We start from the raw sequence: 18,627 nt of genomic DNA, 5'->3' as shown, positions 1-18,627 counted from the left end.
GTATTCACATGAAAATCAAAAAAAATTATTTACTGCTGCTTGCAGGCATTGTCTGGCTCGCAGCCGGCTTTAATATTCTGCGTATCGGGATCATTTCCTATAAAAGCTATGTGACACTGATCAATCTGGCCCTTTCCGCAGCAGTATTTTTCCTTTTCTGGTTCATGGTGTTTGGCAAACTGGTACGCAGGCACACCGACCGGATTGTACGCTATGAGGAAGAGATGCAGTTCATTCTGAAGTTCTTTGACCGCAAGTCCTTCTGCATCATGGCTTTTATGATGACCTTTGGGATCGGCCTGCGCACCTCCGGCCTCTGCCCTGATATCTTTATCGCAGTCTTTTACTCAGGGCTGGGAACCGCGCTTGTTCTGGCGGGCCTCGCATTTACCGGCAACTATATCACACAGGCGGCCAGGAATCGTTAGCCACTGAACAAATTCCCGCGGCAGCCGCTGGAATTAAGCATAAAAAGGCTGTACCGTCTCCCGATTCCCGGGTGAGCGGTACAGCCTTTCTTTCTATCTCTTCTTTCGATTATTCCCTTTACTACGGTCTCCCAGACGCTCTTTCAGCAAACGGTCGAATTCCTCTTCCGTCACGCCTTCTTCCCGAAGCCGCCTGCGCCTCTGCTCCCTGCGGAGCGCGCGCTGCTGTTCCTCCTTCTTCCGGGAGTATGACAGATACGCTCCACCGCCGGCAGCGGCGGCAATCACCACCAGTGCGATAATCAGAAAGGGATTGATGGAAAACTTCTTCACATCCTCTTTCTTGTCATCCGCTTCCGGCTTTGTCTCTTCCTGAGTTGCCGGCTCCGTGACCGGTTCCTGCACTTCTTTCTGCGTCAAATAGGCGCCGCCCACCTTCCGTCCGTCGTATGTATACTGGATAAACGCCACGCTTCTCTCCGGATGCTCGTCCGGAAAATCGGTTGTCAGCGTGTGCTCCGTATCTGCAAATACCGCGCCCTCCGGGAGTGTCACCGCTCCGGACGGATCGATCTTAAGATCCGCCGGCAGATAGCTTTTTCCAGCCACCTCCACGGCTGACTCGCCTTCGGTATAGGCAGTTTCGTTTTCCGCTACATTAAAATTGGTAAAATGCGCAAATCCATATTCCAAAAGCGCCTTGCTGTCCAGATAATACTGTCCGGGACTCCCCTTCAGAATTACGGAAATCATACGCTTTCCGTCCTTCTCCGCATAGGTAACCAGCGTGTTGCCGGCTTTTAAGAGGTATCCCGTCTTGCCGCCCTTCACCGGCGGATAATAGTACTGGCTTGAAGAGTCATTCGTATTCAGGATCAGCTTATTCTCCGCATAAATCGTCAGGCCATCCGGATTGTTGATCGTAGGCGGAAACGTATGTGTCAGCGCCGCGCTGATTCTGATAATATCCGGCTCTGCAAATGCCGCTCTGGAGATCGCGGCCATGTCTCTGGCCGTCACGTACTGTGTATCTCCGTTGAGGCCGGAGGGATTATCGAAATGGCTGTCCTTGCATCCCAGCGCCGCGGCCTTGTCGTTCATCATCTTCACGAACGCTTCCTGAGACCCGGCCACATGCTCTGCCAGCGCGTTAGCCGCCTGATTACAGGAATGAACCAGCAAGGAATAGAGACAGTCCTCCACGGACAGCTTGTCTCCTTCTGCCACATTCAGTTTATTACCGCTGTCGGACTCCACGTTATTGACCGCGCTGCTTGAAAATGTCACCACATCGTCGAGTTTGCTGTGCTCCATCACCAGAAGAGCCGTAAGAAGCTTCGTAATACTGGCCGGCGGGTACGGCGTATCATACGCTTTTCCGCCTAAAATGGCGCCGGAATCCATGTCGATGACGACTCCTGCCTCCGCCTGTATATCTGGTCCGGCCGGCCATGCCGGAGCAGCGTAGGCAGTCATGAGAAAACAGTTGCTGATCAGTGTCCAGCAGAGTAATTTCTTCAAAAAACGTTTCATGCTTTGTTCCCCTCAATTATGTATACACGCCCTGTTATTACATTCGTAAGAGCATTTTTTAATTATACACTGGATTATCCGGTGTGTAAACAGACTTCGTAAATTTTAGAATGAACCGGAAAATCCGGGGCTCACAGTACCTTAAGATCCCTCTCTTCTCTCCCCCGGCAAAGAAAAATGCCGGAAAGTCAGCCTCTCGGCCATTTCCGGCATTTCAACTTTGTTTCAATCCACGCTCGATCATTTCACAGAGTGCGACTATATCTTATAGATGTGCGGCTTCAGTTCCATCCGCTTCATGCGCATCTTCGTAAGCAAGGCCTGATATTCTTTCTCCTTAGCCAGGTTATGAAGCTCATATGGGTCGGCCTCCAGATCGTAAAGCTCCTCCACATCCCCATGATTATCCACATATTTATACTGCTGCCATACGACTGCTTCCGCTCTCCACGGCGCGAGGTGCCCGTAGGTCTCGGCCAGGAGCGCCGTCCTCCAGCCCGGCCTCTGCTCCGTGAACAGCCGGAATATATCCTCTCCATCCACGGGTGAGCGGAAGGCGCTTCCCGCAGCGCTCACGATAGTAGGAGCCAAATCACAGTTGGTGACCAGCTCCCTGCAGATCCGGTTCTTCGGGAGCACGCCGGGGCAGGCTATCGCAAGCGGAATCCGCAGCACCTCCTCCGGCAAATAAAAGGCTTTGTCAAAATGGCCGCCGTGGCAGGCCAGGGCATCACCGTGATCCGCGGTCCAGATAATCAGCGCATTCTCATCCATCTGAAGCTCCCGCAGCTTCTCAATTACGCTTCCCACAGCCTCGTCCACCATAGTGATCTGGCCGTAGCATCTGGAAAGGAGCATCTGCCATCGGGACCATTCCATGGGATTCGGCCGGATCAGCTCTCTGTCACGGCTCGTTTCCCTTCCCGTATCGAACAGGTAGGATCTCGGCTTTCCGGCCAGATCATCGGAAAAACTTGGGTATTCTTCTATGGATTCCGGCGGATAGAGCGCCGCAAATTCTTCTGTCGGGCAGTACGGCTGGTGCGGTCCCCAGAAATCCACCCGCATCATGAACGGAGCCTCCTCCCGTTTCAGCTCCTCCAGCTGCCGGCAGGCCATATCCGCGACATAGTACGCCTCATGGCACTCTTTCGGTCCCTCCAGGATGCCGGAGAGCGCCTCATTCGTGAGATTCCGCGGGAAATCATAGAGATCCCCCTCCTTCACATCGTCGATCCAGCCCTTCTCACACATATTCATTTCCACGCGCATTCTGGCCGGCGGAAGTTCTTTCCGCTTCCGGTACTCTTCGTACTCCGGCTGATGGTATGGATTAGAATAATCCGGGTAGGACACTCCAAGGCAGCCCAGATCCGACGGTTTTCCGGCGCAGGCGTGCCATTTTCCAAAGTAATAATTCTGGTATCCGGCTTCCTTAAGGACATCCACATACGTTTCATGGCTGTCCCAGGGCGTTTCAAAGGAATTGTCCGTCTGGCCGTGATGATGGGGATACAGCCCCGTCATCATCGTTTTTCTGGAAGGCATACTGAGAGGCGAGGAGCAGTAGGCGCGTTCAAAGAATACTCCCTCCGCCTTCAGCCGGTCAAAATACGGCGTCTTCACCCTGGAATGACCGTAAAATGCCTGATGGTCCACTACCATCATCAAAATATTGGGGCGCCTGTTCTTCCGAAAATGAAACACCGGCTCCTCATTTTCATCCCACGCCACGGGAAGTGTATAGGCATGCCGATTCTCATCATACAGAGGATCGCCCAGAATCTCGTCATACTGCCTGGCATGGAATACCATAATATCCGTGAGTCCGTCCTCAGATTTCACGAAGGAATTGTGGCCGGGGCCGAATATCCCCTTTTCCACATCGGTCTTCACCACCGGTTCTCTGGATTTTGACCAGTCTGCCGGATCGAGGGGGTCTCCTCCTCTCCGTAAGCGCAGCATTCCCATGCAGTAATCGGCTCCCGTCGAACTGGCCGAATACGTCAGAAACAGCCTGCCGTCTCTCTCTAAGACAGCCGCTCCTTCATTCACCCAGAATCCGCGGCGCTCCCAGTCGTAATCGGGGGCGCTTAAGAGCACCTGCGCCGTCAAAAGCCGGTCCGGCGCCTCCATCTCAGCGATGTATAAATTGGATATCTTTTTGCCGATATTCACCTTCTCCGCCCAGACGCAGTACCATTTTTCCCGGTACGAGAACACCGTCATATCAAGGGAAAAATCCTGAAATGAGAATTTGTCAGGCTCCGGGGTTTCCGCCGCCTTCATCTGTCCCAGTTCCTCCCACTCATCTTCCATCGGGTCTCCCCTGTTTACCAGCACATAAGGGCGGATTTTCCAGATATCGTCCTTCTCTCCGGCTGCAAAATAAATGTACCAGGCGCCGGATATATAATGAATCTCAGGCGCCCATATGTGACAGCTCATCGGTCCGCTGTCGTGTCTGACCCAAAGTGTCTTTTCCTCCGCGTATTTTAAACCCGATATGGTCGCGGCTCTTCTCAGTATAATCCTGTCATATTCAGGGACCGACGCGGTAAAGTAATACGTACCATCCTCATGCTTACAGATGTACGGATCGGCCCTGTTTTCAATCAGCGGAACGTTGTATTCCGTTAATGCATAATGATCTCTGTCCATGTCTGTCCTCTCTGTCTACAGAGTCTCTCCCTGGACAAGGCGGTAGCGCTCATAGGTTTCCATGGCAATTTCCCGGCCTTCCATCTCGTCGAACAGAAGCTCCACTGCCCTTTTCGCCACTTCCTCCACCGAATTATAGATGGTGGACAGGCGCGGAGATAAGTATTCCAGAAGCTCAATATCATCAAAACCCATGATTCCATAGTCCTTCGGCGCCCGTTTACCGCGGGCCTTCAAATACTTCATAATATCCATCGCATAGATATCGCCGGAACAGAAAAATGCAGTCCTGCCGCCCCCCTCTTCCAGAATGGAAGCCGCTTCCTCCTCGTACGATTCCGAGCTTATGATCTGCGTCCCCGTAAACCGGCTCCCCATCGCATCCCGAAAGCCCTCCAGACGCTGCTCATGAGTATAGTTGTTCCCTTCCTTAGACTCGCCCAGAGGCGGGCAGACAAACACCACCCGCTCATAGCCGGAATCCAGAATCTTATCCGTCGCTTCCCTTGCCGCCCTCCGCTCATCAATTCCCACAAACGGAATCTCATCCGAAACCTTGTTTCCAATGACGATGAGCGGTGTGTCCAGACTCTTCAGAAACTTATTAAAATGTTCTCCTTTATTTACCGGGGAAAGAATCAGGCCATCCACGTGGTAATCCACCAGCTTTCGAATTAAATCCACCTCTTTTTCCCTGTTCTTTCCATGAAGCGTGATGTTTACACAGTAGCCTCTTGTCTGGGCCTCCGTCTCGATTGCACTTAACATCTGGGCAAAATACTGGTTCTTAACATCAAATACCACGACGCCGATATACATCGTCTTTCCCTTTACCAGTCCTCTTGCCAGAAGATCCGGCCGATATCCCAGTTCTTCCGCTGTCTTCACGATCCTGTCTTTCGTCTCTTTGCTGATCCTTCCCTGATTGTTCAGGGCCCGGATCACGGTCGTTCTCGAAACCTGACAGATTCTCGCTATATCATTCGTCGTAACACCCATTTTGCACCATGCCTCCGGTTTCTTCATTATTTGCGCCGGAATTCTCTCTTCCTGTTCCGGCAGCTGTCACTTAACTTTTATTCGTAACACATTCCATGACAGCCTGTCAAGCATAACCGTAACTTTTCCTTCTTTTATGGCAGCGTCATCCTTTTGTTCCGGTCTCACCGGCTGATGTCCCGGTGAATTCACGGCTTCCGGATCGTCCGATGTAAGAACGCGGTGCTCCAGCACAGCTTCCGCCTCATATCCCTGTAAATCCAGTGACACCTCCATCTCCTCCGAAGGAGAACGGTTGATCATAAATACAACCATCTCCTCTCCGTTCTCCACCGCGGCCATATCCAGAAGCGGGATCTCTTTCTTCTCATATAAAACCGAGTCTGAGGTTACACGGCAGTCCATGACGTGGCCGTGACCGTAGGCGGCAGTATCCGCAAATGGATAATAGATCGGCTGCAGCCACACCCCGCCGCCCTTTTCCGTCATAATCATCGCGCTGACATTGGTCAAAAGGGACTGGCACGCGATCTTGACGCGGTCCGCATGTTTCAGGATTGCCAGAAGCATTCCTCCGAAGAGCAGCGCGTCCTGAAAGCTGTAAACCATCTCGCTGATCGGCATCGCCTTCTGCCAGGGGCTCTCGTCGCACTCTCTTACCGTCTCCTTTGACGCCCTGGTCCACACACCCCATTCATCAAAACTGATAGAAAGCTGTCTGGAAGAGCGTTTTTTCGCTTTGATATAGTCACAGACTGATGTCACTGTCCGGATGTAATCACTCATCTCATCCGCCTGTGCCAGGAAGCTTTCCACAGGCTTTTCATGGCCGTCAAAATACTGATGCAGGGATATGTAATCCACATACTCATACGTCTCATCCAGAGACTGCGCCTCCCATTCCGGGAATGTGGCCATGGTATTTAAGGAACTTCCGCAGGAAACCAGTTCCACACCGGGATCCAGGATCTTCATGGCCTTGGCGGTCTCTCTCACCAGCCTTCCATATTCAGAAGCACCCTTGTGGCCCAGCTGCCATTCCCCGTCCATCTCGTTGCCGAGACACCAGGTGCGGACCCGGTACGGTTCTTCCCGACCGTTCCTTTTCCGCTTTTCGCTGTATGTGGTGCCCTCCTTAAAATTACAGTATTCCAGGTAATGCAACGCTTCCCGGATACTGCCGGTTCCCAGATTGACCGCCAGCATTGGTGACACCCCGGCCTTTTCACACCATTTCATAAATTCATCGGTTCCGAACTCATTTGTCTCGACCGCCTTCCAGGCCAGCTCCGGCCTGCGCGGACGCTCCTCCTTCGGACCTATTCCGTCTTCCCAGTTATAGCAGGAGACGAAATTACCGCCCGGATACCGGATGGTGGTAATGCCGGCGTTTCGGACCGCCTCCAGCACATCCTTTCGGAATCCATCCTCATCAGCCAGCGGATGATCCGGCTCATAGATTCCGGAATAGACCACCCGGCCCATATGTTCCACAAAGCTTCCATAGATCCGGTCGTCAACGGAACCCTTTTTAAACTCTCGATTGATCGTAATTCTGGCTTTCTGCATTGTTTTTTCTCTCCTCTGTTTCAGCAGCTTGGCAATATTAGTCCTTCATTCCGCTGGTCGCGACGCTGGCGATAAAATATTTCTGGAAAAAGATATAAATGACGAGCAGCGGCAGCACCGACAGAAGTGCACCAGCCAGCTGCGGCCCGTAATAAGTGGTCGCGTGTTCTCCCACGAAAAGGGCAAGTCCTGCGGAGAGCGTCCTCATCCTCGTGCTGCTGGTCATCATTAACGGATACAGCAAATCATTCCAGTTCTGCATCAGATGGAAAATAGCCAGAGTCAGTACACCCGGTATTACCAGCGGGAACATAATCTTTGCGAATATACCGAATTCGCTCATGCCGTCCACTCTTGCCGCTTCCTCCAGATCCTTCGGAAGAGCCGCGAAGTAGGACCGCATCATAAAGATGCCGAATGCCGAGGTGGCCTTCGGCAGAATCAGTCCGCCGTAGGTATCCAAAAGCCCCAGCAGGTTCGATTCCAGAAACAGCGGAATCATCATAACCTGGAACGGTACCATCATGGTAAGCAGCACCAGCATGAACAGGAGATCTTTCCCCTTAAAATCCAGCCGCGCAAACGCATAGCCCGTTAATGAGTCAAACAGCACTGCCAGAATCGTTGAACCGCCTGCAAATATCACGGTATTTTTAATATATGATGCCATAGGGATTGTCTTAAAAATCCTCTGGAAGGACTTCAGTGTATATTTCGTTCCAAATACAGTCGGCGGATATCCCAGGATCTCCTTTTCCAGTTTAAAGGACCCAACCGCCATCCAGATAAGCGGAAACAGGACAATCACAATCAGGAATACCGTCAATACGATCTTAACCACACGTAAAAGTGTCACACGTCTTTTCTTCTTTTCGTTCATCCCCGGCCTCCTAATTCTGGTTAATAAACATGTTCTTGTACATCGGAAGGGAGACAGCCAGTATCACCACCAGCAGAAGCACAGAAAGGGCGCAGGCGTATCCCAAATTGTAGGGCTGATTAAAACCGGTTTTATAAATATACTGTACCAGCGTCTCGGTCTTAAACTGCGGACCGCCCTGTGTCGTGACGTACACCTGGTCAAACACCTGAAGAGAGCCGATGGTATTGGTAATAAGGCAGAACCCCAGCGTGGGCTTCAAAAGCGGCAGTGTAATCTTAAAGAACTGTGCTGTCTTCCCTGCCCCATCGATCTCCGACGCCTCATAGTAGCTCTGGGATATCCCCTGGATTCCCACTACCAGAATGGACATGGTGTAGCCGAAATTTTTCCACACCGTCATGGCGATCACGGTCGGCATGGCCGTCTTCGCATTTCGAAAAAAGGTGGCGTTATGAATACCGATCTGCTCCAGTAAGTACGGTATGAATCCGATATTGGTATCTAAAAGTATGGACCAGATAATGCCTACCGCCGCCATGGAACAGACTACCGGCAGGAAGAAGATGGATCTGGCTGCCTTGTTAAAGAGGCTGGTCTTTACCAGCGCATTGGCCGTCAAAAGTCCGATCACAATCTGAAGAGGCACTTCAAACAGGACGAATATAACCGTGTTCAGCAGTGCGTTCCAGAACCGTGTATCCTGAAATGCCGTGACAAAGTTGTGGGCCCCTGTAAAACTGGTATCCGTAAAGAAGATGTTCATATCAAACAGACTGATTACGAGACATGCCATCAGCGGAATAATCGCAAATACGAACAGTACCAGGATGGAGGGCAGCATAAATAAATATGCTACCCGATCCGGTTTATTCCAGTACTTTCCGCCGAACGAAGGTGAGGGGGACTTTCCTCTCTTTCTGCCGAATGAACGTGAAGGGGACTTTCTGGTTTTTATATTATTCAATGAAATCACCTCTATGTACTGCTGTCTACTCAGAAAGCAGCTTGTTGATGCTCTCCGACGCCTTGCTCAGTTCCTCCTGCGGGTCGTTGCCGGCCACTACATTTTCGATCATGGGGAATAAAATGTCGTTATTGACCTGTTTTACAGATTTAATTCCCGGTGCAAAGGAAAATCCAAACTCAGAGATAGAAGACAGCGCATTGACTGTGGCATCCGCTTTGATGTCTGCATCCTCTGCCAGAGACTTTAAATATGGCGGATATCCGTTGCGCAGGGACCATTCTTTACAAGTCGTGTCTGAATTCCAGTAGGCGATAAAGTCGTAAGCCGCCGCCTTTTCTTCTTCACTGGCCGTGGAGGTGACTCCAAAGCCCTGGACCTCGATAACACCGGCAGCTTCCTTGTCCCCTGCAGGCATTCCCGTAACACCAAAATTGATCTCCGCTTCCTTCAGTCCGCTGATCAGCCATGGACCGCCGCAATAGATTCCCATCTGTCCGGCAAGCATTAAGTTATCCGTATCGGCTCCTGTAGATCCAACCGGCGCAGCCCCCTGATTGACAAGATTCTGAATATACTGAAGGGTCTTTAAGTTCTCAGGACTGTCCAGAACAGAACTTTTACCGTCTGCAGAGAAGACGTCACCGCCGTTGGACTTGAACATTGCATCAAAATAGCAGGGCGCGCCGCTGATCGGGAAACCGATTCCATAAAGCTTTCTGGACGGATCAGAGATCTTCAGCGCATACTCGGCCGCCTCTTCCCATGTTGCCGGCGGTGTCTCAGGATCAAGTCCCGCCGCTTCAAACAGGTCTTTATTCCAGTAAAGGAACGTGGAATGAACCTGCATCGGAATCATCATCTGTACCTTCTGGTACTGAAGCGCCTGAAGAGATGCATCACTGAAATTCGAGGCATCCGCTCCGGTCTGCTCGAAGAAATCATCAAGCGGCGTCAAAATTCCATTATCCGTATAAGTTGCCGTATCAAAATTACCTCTGATAATAAGAGCGGGCGCTGTCTTGGAAGCGATGGCTGCCGGGAGTTTTTCCTCTAAGCTGCTGGCCGGCATGATATCCATCTCAATCGTAATTCCTCTGGTATTCTCTTTATTATAGCGGTCCACAATCTCCCTCAGCACATCGCCGTCCGTTCCTGTAAATGCATTCCAGAACTGAATGGTGATCGGGCCTGCGGCTTCCGCCTGCTTATCTGTCTCTCCCTCTGCTAAGGCAGCCTGGGTATCCGAGCCTGCCTGGGTACCGGCGGCCGTTGTCGTCTCTTCTTTTCCTGCCATCGGTGACTTCGTATTGCATCCTGCCAGTGAACACGCCATGACTCCGGCCAGTATCGCAGCAACAAATCTTCTTTTCATATAGAACCTCCTGAAATATGGTTGTTTAACAACTGTAATATATAAATTTTAATGAAAAGAAACCTTTACTTTTTTACTTAAATCATTTAGAATGGTACTGAATAAGGTATCCTGACTGTTTATCCGTATGTTTCGCGGCAGACCGATAAACTCTCAGGGTATTTTTTTGCCCTCTCCTTTCTCTCCCTTCACCGGCATTCGTTAATTTTCCCAAATACGCATTCATTTATTTGGTTATATTTCATTAAATTTATTTCTGCTATTTGTAATCGGGTTTTTTGTATATGCACTTTTTATTTGCGTACACGTGTACTCTATGTCGATCATTATATTCCTTGCACAATTTATTGTCAATACCCTTCTTTGTTTTTTTGCATTTTGTATGATTTGGAGTAACCATGAAGCAAAAAAACAGCCCTCGAAAGGACTGTTATGGTAGTTTAGCGCTGTTAAATTTATTTATGCGGACAGACATCATGCGTTTCCGTATCTATTAATGAGCCTATTTCTAAATGACCACATTTGCTGCAGCGCTGAGCTTCGTAGTATTTTGTGATACAACTGCCATCTGCTTTTTTTGAATGCATAGAATATGTTCCCTCAACAAAATCGTGTTCACATGCAGCATAATGAGAATCAGGAAAATCTTCTATTTTGTAAACATTCCCATTGATGTCGGTAAATTGAGTATCATACCGGATTGAAGGAAATGCCTGCCCAGCAAAATAGTTACCGCTTTCAAAAACTATGCGATCAGCAGAATTAAAGTCAGGCAATGAAGTAACAGAAGAATTCCAGTTCATACTAAGTTTTGTTGGGGGCTGGTATGCAAATGCAGTAAAACTGCTACATAAAACCATGAATACAATAATTACCGCAGGTAATCCAGACTGTAGACAAAATGGTTCCTGGTGCGATGCACCCGGAACCATTTTGAATTTTATATAGAGATATATTGGTTCGAATATACAGACAAAAGAACAGGGTTTCCTTAGCCCGCCCTTTCTCCATTTCCAGATTGCCAGTTTCTTTAGATTCATACATGCAAATAAAAGGGTCAGCTCCATTGTCACTTTTGCCAATCCTCTGTACTGTGTATATCTCATTCCATGTTTTTCTTTTCCGTCTGCAAAGACTCGTTCGATGGTTTCTTTCCGTTTCTGATAGATTTCTTTCATCCCTGTCTGATGACGGATTTCCTCCACCTTTTCCATGTACCCCTCCCATACATGGCGGCTTACCACCTTTACATGGTCTTTGCTTCCTGTACATTGGTTTTGGTACGGACAATCCTTACACTTTTTTCCATCGCTTTTGTATTCTCGGTATCCATCACGGTTTGTTGTGCTGTATTTTAGGATCTGATTATTCGGGCATAAATAACAGTCAAAGTATTCATCATATACATAATCGCTTTTTCGAAAATACCCTTTCTTTGTCATTGGACGTTTATAGGGCATAACCGGAACCTTTCCTTCCTCGATTAGCGTTCTTGCGATTGCTGGTATCTTATAGCCTGCATCCATTACATAGTATTTAGGATATTTTACCCGTTCGCTTACTTTCCGGTACAGTTCCCAAAAGGATACGCTGTCGTGGACATTCCCTGCTGTCACTTCAAAATCTATGACATAATTATTTTTATCACAGCAGGTATTGGCTGCATAAGCAAACACCTGCTTGTGTTCCCCTTTGTGGAACCAGCCACTGTCGGGATCGGTAGTGCTGACCTTTTTGTTTATGGTCTCTGGCGTGGACTCTTTTTCTTTCAATGGCTTTTTCCCGTGTTCCAGCCTGTCCTTCTCTATTTCCTCCTGCAGCTCCTTTTCGTAACATCGGGCTTCTTTTTCCATGGTTTCATTCTGATATTTATGAGGGTTTGCACTGGCTTTGATGTGGGTACCATCAATAAAAAGACTTTCCGTATCCAGGAAACCACAGGCATCCACCTCCATTAGAATCCGGGAGAATATCTTTTGAAAAAGATCCGTATCCTTAAAGCGTCTGGTATAGTTCTTCCCAAAGGTAGAGAAATGAGGGATATCCTCATACAGGCCGTATCCCAGATACCAGCGGTAAGCAAGATTCACTTCAATCTCTTTGATTGTTTTGCGCATGGAAGGGATGCCAAACACGTATTGGAGGATCACGATTTTCATTAATACAACGGGATCAATGCTTTCCCTGCCATAAGGTTTGTAGAGATCTTTAACCTCGTCATAAATAAAGCTTAAATCAATGGCTTCCTCCAGCTTTCGAACCAGATGACCGGAAGGGACGAGGTCATCCAGGCTTGCAATCTGTACCTGAGAACGTTCTGAATAATCTTTTTTCCCCATCATAAGAAAAAACCTCACTTTCGTATAGTACTATTATACTACATCGAAATCCTGAGTGAAAGAAAAAAGACAACCGCCTCCTATTAGGAGGCTAGTTGTCTACAGTCTGAATTACCGCAGGTAATCCTTTTCCATATTTTTTTTCTGGTCTCATAATCAGATTCATCCTTTCTTTAAGATATCTCACATTTCGACTGAATGAAGATATAAAGACACTTCGATATTGTATGTCATAAGAAGCCATATCGATAATAAGCATTGCATAATCCTTTTTCTCCTTCTGCCCCATATCCAAAATAACAGATCTGTCACAGGAGATTTCCACAATTTTTTCCAACTGAACATCCAGAATATAAACCAGCGGATTAAACCAGTAAAAACATGTAACCAGGCGTCGAAGAAATTGGATTAGAAAATCATAGCGTTTGATATGGATCAATTCATGTTTTATAATTAATTTTTGTTTTTCAAAAGGCAGATATGCAGGCATAACAATCACAGGAACACATACCCCGGTTGTAAAAGGGCTTAAAAACTCTGATTGAAATACTTTTACCTTTCTTTTAATTCCTATATTTTTTCGACATATATTCAGATAATTTAAAAGCGTTGAATCAGTGATTTCCGTCATTGACACCATAATCTTTTTTTTTAAACGAATATATTTTAGTTGCTGCCAGATAAATATACCTGAAGTTATACTCAGCCAAACGAACACAATTATTGCATTGGTCCGAAGCACAATATTGGCATACACACTGTCGGGGCTTGTTATTAAAATAGGAAGATCGTTATTTAACCGAAAATTAACAGATGGCAATGACTGACGAATAAGTAATTTAAAAAGCCCCAGCGGAGCCAGGAAAAAAAACAGTACCAGTCTTAGTATATGATATTTCCAATTACTGTTTAAAAATTCTCCGAAAAGATATAAGATCGCCAAGTACAGAGCGAACAAAAAACTTCCGGTAAAGCACATGGTGAAGACAATATTCACTTTATATCTCCTCGTATGGCTGTAACTTGTCAAGATATGCTTTTAATTCTTCCACTTCTTCCTGACTTATAGAATGACCGCCGGATAAGGCAACTATAAAATTCTTTAAAGAGCTACCATAAAAAGAGTCGAGCATTTCAGTAGCTTTACGGGCCTCGAATTCCGCTCTTGTGTAAGCATAAATATATTTTCGCCCATTTTTAACTACAAGATTCTTTCCGATCAGTCTAGTCAGAAATGTATTGACAGTTTGACGTTTCCAGATTTTGCCTGATTTTTCAAAATATTCTATTAATTCATTGATTGTCATCCACTGCTTACTCTCCCATAACACATTCATGATAGCCTGTTCGGAAGTTGTGAGATTATTGTACATAGTGATTTCTCCACGTTTTACTATTGACTATATAATAGTAGTCACATGAATAGAATATCATCAGTTTTTGTTATTGTCAATTAAAATTATTTCACTGGGATACATAAGAATTGTGTAATCAAGGCCAAATTGCGCAGCCCTTTTTTTAACTGCCTCTTCTCGATCTTTTAAAATCATGGTTTCATCTGTCATATAATCATCAGTGTTCTGAATTGTATATTGGATGAATCCTTGATTTTTCTCGAGATAATAACGTAGTTGAAATATCCTTTCAGCATTAGTGGACGGAGACTTTTTTATCTGAAAATACGGACTGCATATGTAAGTATTTAACATATATTCGATATCGTCAATACGCAAAGCAATATCTTCTTTAAAAAAACCAATTACCTCCATTTTTCTATCTGTCTCCAGATAATTAAGTTCAAAAATATCTCCAATATGATAGTATTCCTTATAATCATGGCCCAGTATAACAGGAATTGATTTTTCATCAAATAAAAAATCTTGATCCTGGAATCCCCTTCCCTCGGAAATATTATTTAAAAATTTATCATATGCCCTTTGGTTAACCTGAATTGTATTTAAGGAGGAAACGTAACGTAACGTTCCATTAATTTTGATTTTCTGGTTCTTAATAGTTTCTTTCTTCTTTCCGTATTTCTTAAAAAATTTATCATCGATTTCCAGAGCGTTTAAGGACTGAAATGCTTGAAATGTTATCTCATAAAAATCGTACTGCTCATTCAATTCTTCATTAAATTTTTTTAATAAATCCTCAGCATTATCTATTTTATATAGTTTGCTTAAGTCATCATCGTCCAGATAATTATCAGCCAAACGGATATAATGTTCCTTTGCATTAGAAGTTATATTATTTTCTACATTTGGAGAATAAAAAGAACCTCTTTGACTCTTCGGGTACACATATAGTGAAATGCCTGAAATGATAATAACAAAAAGGATTGCCATAAGCACCAGTTTTATAACAATTAATTTTGAATGACTGCTCTTTGCCATACTACCTTCTCTCCACATTATAGCAACTATTCCAGAGAGAATATTTTTTCTCTGGAATAGTTGTTTTTAAACTATTAATCAGTGTTTATATGTTCTTTTTTATTTTAATCCCCAAGCAACCTTACCATAAGCGTCTGTGTGGTGTATTGCACCTGCTACATCTTCTGTTTCTGCATGAACCTCACCATAACCATATTCTTTTGCAGTTGCAAGCGGTGTACTGCTAGATTTTATTCTCAACTCGGTTCTTGTGTAGTGATAAACGTCTGTATCACCATCTTTCACATCAGTATACCCCCATGCGTACCCGTAATCTCCAAATCCGGAATATTCAATTCCAACATCACTTGCCACAAGCGCCGCAGTACGAGGGGCAAGCCCCTCAAGTTCAGCTATCGGGTTAGATCTAAGATTTGACTCATATACCCATTTTTGAATTTCAGCTTCACTTGGGGCTCCATTTGCAAATGCGTAAAAGGAACAGGTGAGACTTAATATTAGTGCCAATGAACTGCCGATTACTTTTTTCATGGTATAAACCTCTCTTCCCATAGATAATATAATACTTCTAAATGCAGTATGACATGGCCACGTCATTTTTGACTACTTTTTTGTAGTCATTTTTATTTTACTACATTCCTATACGCTTGTCAATTACTGTTTTAAGTGGTTAAGTTAGGAAAATAAGACTTTTCTACTCACTGCCAGTCCCACTAACCCCAAAAACTGGCACAGGATTTTCCTCCTATGCCAGCTTTCCATACTATTCGATTGGATTATCAATCAAAGATGCCACCTGAAACTCATGAACATGTCCATCTGCGGAAGTCGTATACGCCTTGGCAAAATGAATATGCTTGCCGCCTCCAACCGGTATCGCGGCAGAAGACGTCCCGCAGAACTCGTGGTAATGGCCGTCATAAGAATCTGTACGGAACTTTATATTGTGAACATGGCTGCCCATGTAAGGAATCGCCTCATCAGAAACCGTTGCAAATCGATGGTTATGAGGATCCTTGCAGTACTCTGCGATAAACGTACTCCCTACGATCTCGTGTACATGCTCTAATCTGCAATTGCAGGAATTATTTTCATTCATTTTAAACTTCTCCTTTCCTAATATACTACAATATATGGACAAGGAGACTGGTATGTTCCAAAACAGAGTTTCGGCCAGCTTTATCAGTTAGCACACACCGATCAGCAATATCTAAGGCCGTATCAAATTACCGGTTATCGTAGCTGTCATTTTTCTCATCACGAGCCCCGGATACGGACACTGTAGCATTCTGGAACTCGATATCCTTCGTGTGATTGATCACTCCAAACTCCCGGCACGCCAGCGATACATTCTTAAATACTACATGCTCAATGGGCTGATCCTCAAAGCCTTCCATGTGGAACGCCCGGCTGATGCCGTCATACTCCGGTTCATTCCATGCCGTTACATTCTCAATTGTAAGATCACTGACCTTTGTCTTCGGAACGGAAGCTGGAATAGCTTCCAGAAGCTTTTCCCAGTGGACCGGCATCTCTCCCTCATAGCCCAATGGAAGCTCGCAGTAGCTGTATGCCGGATTCCAGTTTAAGAAGAAATGGAACGGATATTTCACATTAATCATGGAAAAGCCGTCCACCCTCACGTCACGGATATAACCGTGTCTCGCCACTGAGGATTTAATGCCATAAATAAAGCCATTCAGGACAAGATCAGGCTTTAAAAGGCTCTTCTTATCTTGAATGGCATTTCATACGTTATTTCTAATTACCCAATACTCAAAAAGGTGTTTTAAAACTATTTACCTTGTTTTATAAAGCCCCTCACAAATCCACATGAAATAAAGATCTGCAAATATCTCTTAAAATCGTGTTACTCCTCTTTAACGGAACACTAGAACCACTTGCATGGAATGCTCAAAAAAATATCTTTATTCACGTTGAACCCAATTTTTTCATAGAAAGCCTCTGCTGATTCTGTTTGCACCAACCATTCCGAATCCGGAAATTTTTCTCTGCATTTATAGACCAACTCTGTTCCAATTCCTTGATTTTGAAACTCAGGGTGTACCGCTAAATCATATATAACGGAATGAAACATTTGGTCACTAAGCACTCTTATACAACCTACCAATTTTCCATTTACCCATGCCGAAAAAACAAGCGTTGAATTAATAAAACCTATATTAAAATTTTCCAGCATAACAGGCGTTATTTCTCCATCAGACCAACCTACTGCAAAAAACAAATCGTGTAACGCTTTACATGGCAAATCTTTTCGTGTATCGTACATTACATCATACATTTTCAACCACCTCCAATTTTCAATTACGCCTATTTTCTTGCCAAATCGCCTCATAACTTGTCAAAATCTCTTGGTAGCAGGATTACGAGAAAATGACGATATAAAAACCACGAAATTACAGGTATATTATATTCGGGAAAGTTCGATAAATCGGACTTTCTACTCCATGTGTATATACAAAGGGAAAGTTTAGAGAAGTACAGGTATTGTTACCTTACTTCCTATCTACTGACCACTGTAACAGGGATGTATGCTCCATCTCCGGCAGTCTAAATATCCGTTCATAGACCAGCGTCCAATGGACGCATAGCCGCCCCATCAGATTAGTCAAACCGTATGAGTGCGTACACTCATACACTGCTTGCCACTATTGAATCATCCATATTTGTATCTGTGCCTTATGCTCACCAGCTTTATGTTGTGCCACTTTTTGAATCAATAAATAATCGTGCAACTTCAATGTATCTTTCAAAATTGACCTTACTAAAATCAGTTGTATCAATTTTTATGACTTTTCCACCAACATCAAATTTATCGAGATTATGGCACCACGCATCGAACTCAGTATAGGATGGTTCAAACCCCATTTTATTTACCTGTCCACGCTCAGGTAGTCTTTCACGTTCAATAAAACGTCTATGTAAGATTTTTGTATCACCAGAAAATTTGAAAACAAGCGATTTGCAGGAGTATTTGTTTATTATTCCTCTTATAATCTTGGACTCGTCTATTCTTTTTACGCCTTCAGGTACAAAATTCCCCTCAATAATAACTGGATATCCAACTTCAAATAATCTTTCTATTGCATACATCATTGCATCAAAAGTAACTGTAGAAAAACGACTACTTTCATTCCTATCATTCACTGATATATTTTCACACAGTGCAATTTTAAATGTATCTTTAATAAAATACGGTATTTTCAATGATTCTGATAATTTTAATGCGAATGTGGATTTTCCAGAAGCAAGATAACCCTCGACAATAATTATTTTATTGTTCATAAATACCTCCAGTATAAATAATCTCCAGCATGCCTTATGTGCCTAATGGAAACTCTCCTTATAGTCTAATTGTTGCTCAGAAATTTGTCAAACTCAGTCTACTTTCTTATAAATTCACTTTGGCTCTTATTGCTTTTAATTTCATATATCCTATCTCACCTATCCAGCCTACTAATC

General features: G+C 45.2%; 16 protein-coding genes and 1 pseudogene. 1 reads left to right on the top strand and 16 read right to left on the bottom strand.

Annotated features, from left to right (window positions below; translation table 11 throughout):
• Positions 1-8 precede the first annotated feature (8 nt).
• Positions 9-428: a hypothetical protein gene (locus ACLTD4_RS16625; protein WP_002603225.1), complete on the top strand. Its 420-nt coding sequence runs from the start codon at positions 9-11 to the stop codon at positions 426-428.
• Between the two features lie 93 nt (positions 429-521).
• Here the strand turns inward: ACLTD4_RS16625 and ACLTD4_RS16620 are convergent, their stop codons facing one another.
• The 16 genes and pseudogenes from ACLTD4_RS16620 to ACLTD4_RS16545 form a co-directional block, all read right to left on the bottom strand.
• The gene (locus ACLTD4_RS16620; RefSeq protein ID WP_055660746.1) at positions 522-1,961 is read right to left on the bottom strand and encodes a D-alanyl-D-alanine carboxypeptidase family protein; all 1,440 of its coding nucleotides are present in this window, start codon (positions 1,959-1,961) and stop codon (positions 522-524) included.
• A 258-nt stretch (positions 1,962-2,219) separates the two neighbouring features.
• Positions 2,220-4,622 (bottom strand): family 43 glycosylhydrolase, encoded by a 2,403-nt coding sequence (locus tag ACLTD4_RS16615; protein ID WP_117623565.1) that lies wholly within the window; start codon positions 4,620-4,622, stop codon positions 2,220-2,222.
• Between the two features lie 15 nt (positions 4,623-4,637).
• Positions 4,638-5,621, bottom strand: coding sequence for a LacI family DNA-binding transcriptional regulator (locus tag ACLTD4_RS16610; RefSeq protein ID WP_117623587.1), 984 nt, complete (start codon positions 5,619-5,621; stop codon positions 4,638-4,640).
• A gap of 66 nt (positions 5,622-5,687) precedes the next feature.
• Positions 5,688-7,190, bottom strand: coding sequence for an alpha-N-arabinofuranosidase (locus ACLTD4_RS16605; protein ID WP_055660748.1), 1,503 nt, complete (start codon positions 7,188-7,190; stop codon positions 5,688-5,690).
• Positions 7,191-7,227: 37 nt separating this feature from the next.
• The gene (locus tag ACLTD4_RS16600) at positions 7,228-8,070 is read right to left on the bottom strand and encodes a carbohydrate ABC transporter permease (protein ID WP_055660750.1); all 843 of its coding nucleotides are present in this window, start codon (positions 8,068-8,070) and stop codon (positions 7,228-7,230) included.
• A gap of 10 nt (positions 8,071-8,080) precedes the next feature.
• Entirely contained in the window at positions 8,081-9,046 is a 966-nt protein-coding gene (locus ACLTD4_RS16595; protein WP_243009754.1) for a carbohydrate ABC transporter permease, read from the bottom strand.
• 16 nt (positions 9,047-9,062) lie between these two features.
• Positions 9,063-10,412 (bottom strand): ABC transporter substrate-binding protein, encoded by a 1,350-nt coding sequence (locus ACLTD4_RS16590; protein WP_117623563.1) that lies wholly within the window; start codon positions 10,410-10,412, stop codon positions 9,063-9,065.
• 1,004 nt (positions 10,413-11,416) lie between these two features.
• Positions 11,417-12,754 (bottom strand): annotated as a pseudogene (locus tag ACLTD4_RS16585) (IS1182 family transposase); the annotation flags it as partial.
• 88 nt (positions 12,755-12,842) lie between these two features.
• Positions 12,843-13,748: a M56 family metallopeptidase gene (locus ACLTD4_RS16580; protein WP_117623620.1), complete on the bottom strand. Its 906-nt coding sequence runs from the start codon at positions 13,746-13,748 to the stop codon at positions 12,843-12,845.
• Position 13,749: 1 nt separating this feature from the next.
• Complete coding sequence (locus tag ACLTD4_RS16575; protein WP_055660757.1) at positions 13,750-14,124, bottom strand: BlaI/MecI/CopY family transcriptional regulator; 375 nt, start codon at positions 14,122-14,124, stop codon at positions 13,750-13,752.
• 60 nt (positions 14,125-14,184) lie between these two features.
• Positions 14,185-15,144, bottom strand: a complete 960-nt coding sequence (locus ACLTD4_RS16570) for a hypothetical protein (protein WP_117623619.1) — start codon at positions 15,142-15,144, stop codon at positions 14,185-14,187.
• Between the two features lie 99 nt (positions 15,145-15,243).
• Complete coding sequence (locus ACLTD4_RS16565) at positions 15,244-15,675, bottom strand: hypothetical protein (RefSeq protein WP_055660761.1); 432 nt, start codon at positions 15,673-15,675, stop codon at positions 15,244-15,246.
• A 232-nt stretch (positions 15,676-15,907) separates the two neighbouring features.
• Positions 15,908-16,243 carry a YmaF family protein gene (locus ACLTD4_RS16560; RefSeq protein ID WP_117623618.1) on the bottom strand — a complete coding sequence of 112 codons (336 nt, stop codon included), beginning with the start codon at positions 16,241-16,243 and terminating at the stop codon, positions 15,908-15,910.
• Between the two features lie 127 nt (positions 16,244-16,370).
• On the bottom strand, positions 16,371-16,766 hold the full coding sequence (locus ACLTD4_RS16555; RefSeq protein ID WP_243009759.1) for a hypothetical protein: 396 nt from the start codon (positions 16,764-16,766) through the stop codon (positions 16,371-16,373).
• Positions 16,767-17,035: 269 nt separating this feature from the next.
• The gene (locus tag ACLTD4_RS16550; RefSeq protein WP_181991313.1) at positions 17,036-17,446 is read right to left on the bottom strand and encodes a GNAT family N-acetyltransferase; all 411 of its coding nucleotides are present in this window, start codon (positions 17,444-17,446) and stop codon (positions 17,036-17,038) included.
• A gap of 413 nt (positions 17,447-17,859) precedes the next feature.
• Positions 17,860-18,450, bottom strand: a complete 591-nt coding sequence (locus tag ACLTD4_RS16545) for a hypothetical protein (RefSeq protein ID WP_117623616.1) — start codon at positions 18,448-18,450, stop codon at positions 17,860-17,862.
• Between the last annotated feature and the right edge of the window lie 177 nt (positions 18,451-18,627).

This window comes from Hungatella sp. (assembly GCF_046966825.1).
This window is presented reverse-complemented; position numbering and strand designations above follow the sequence as displayed.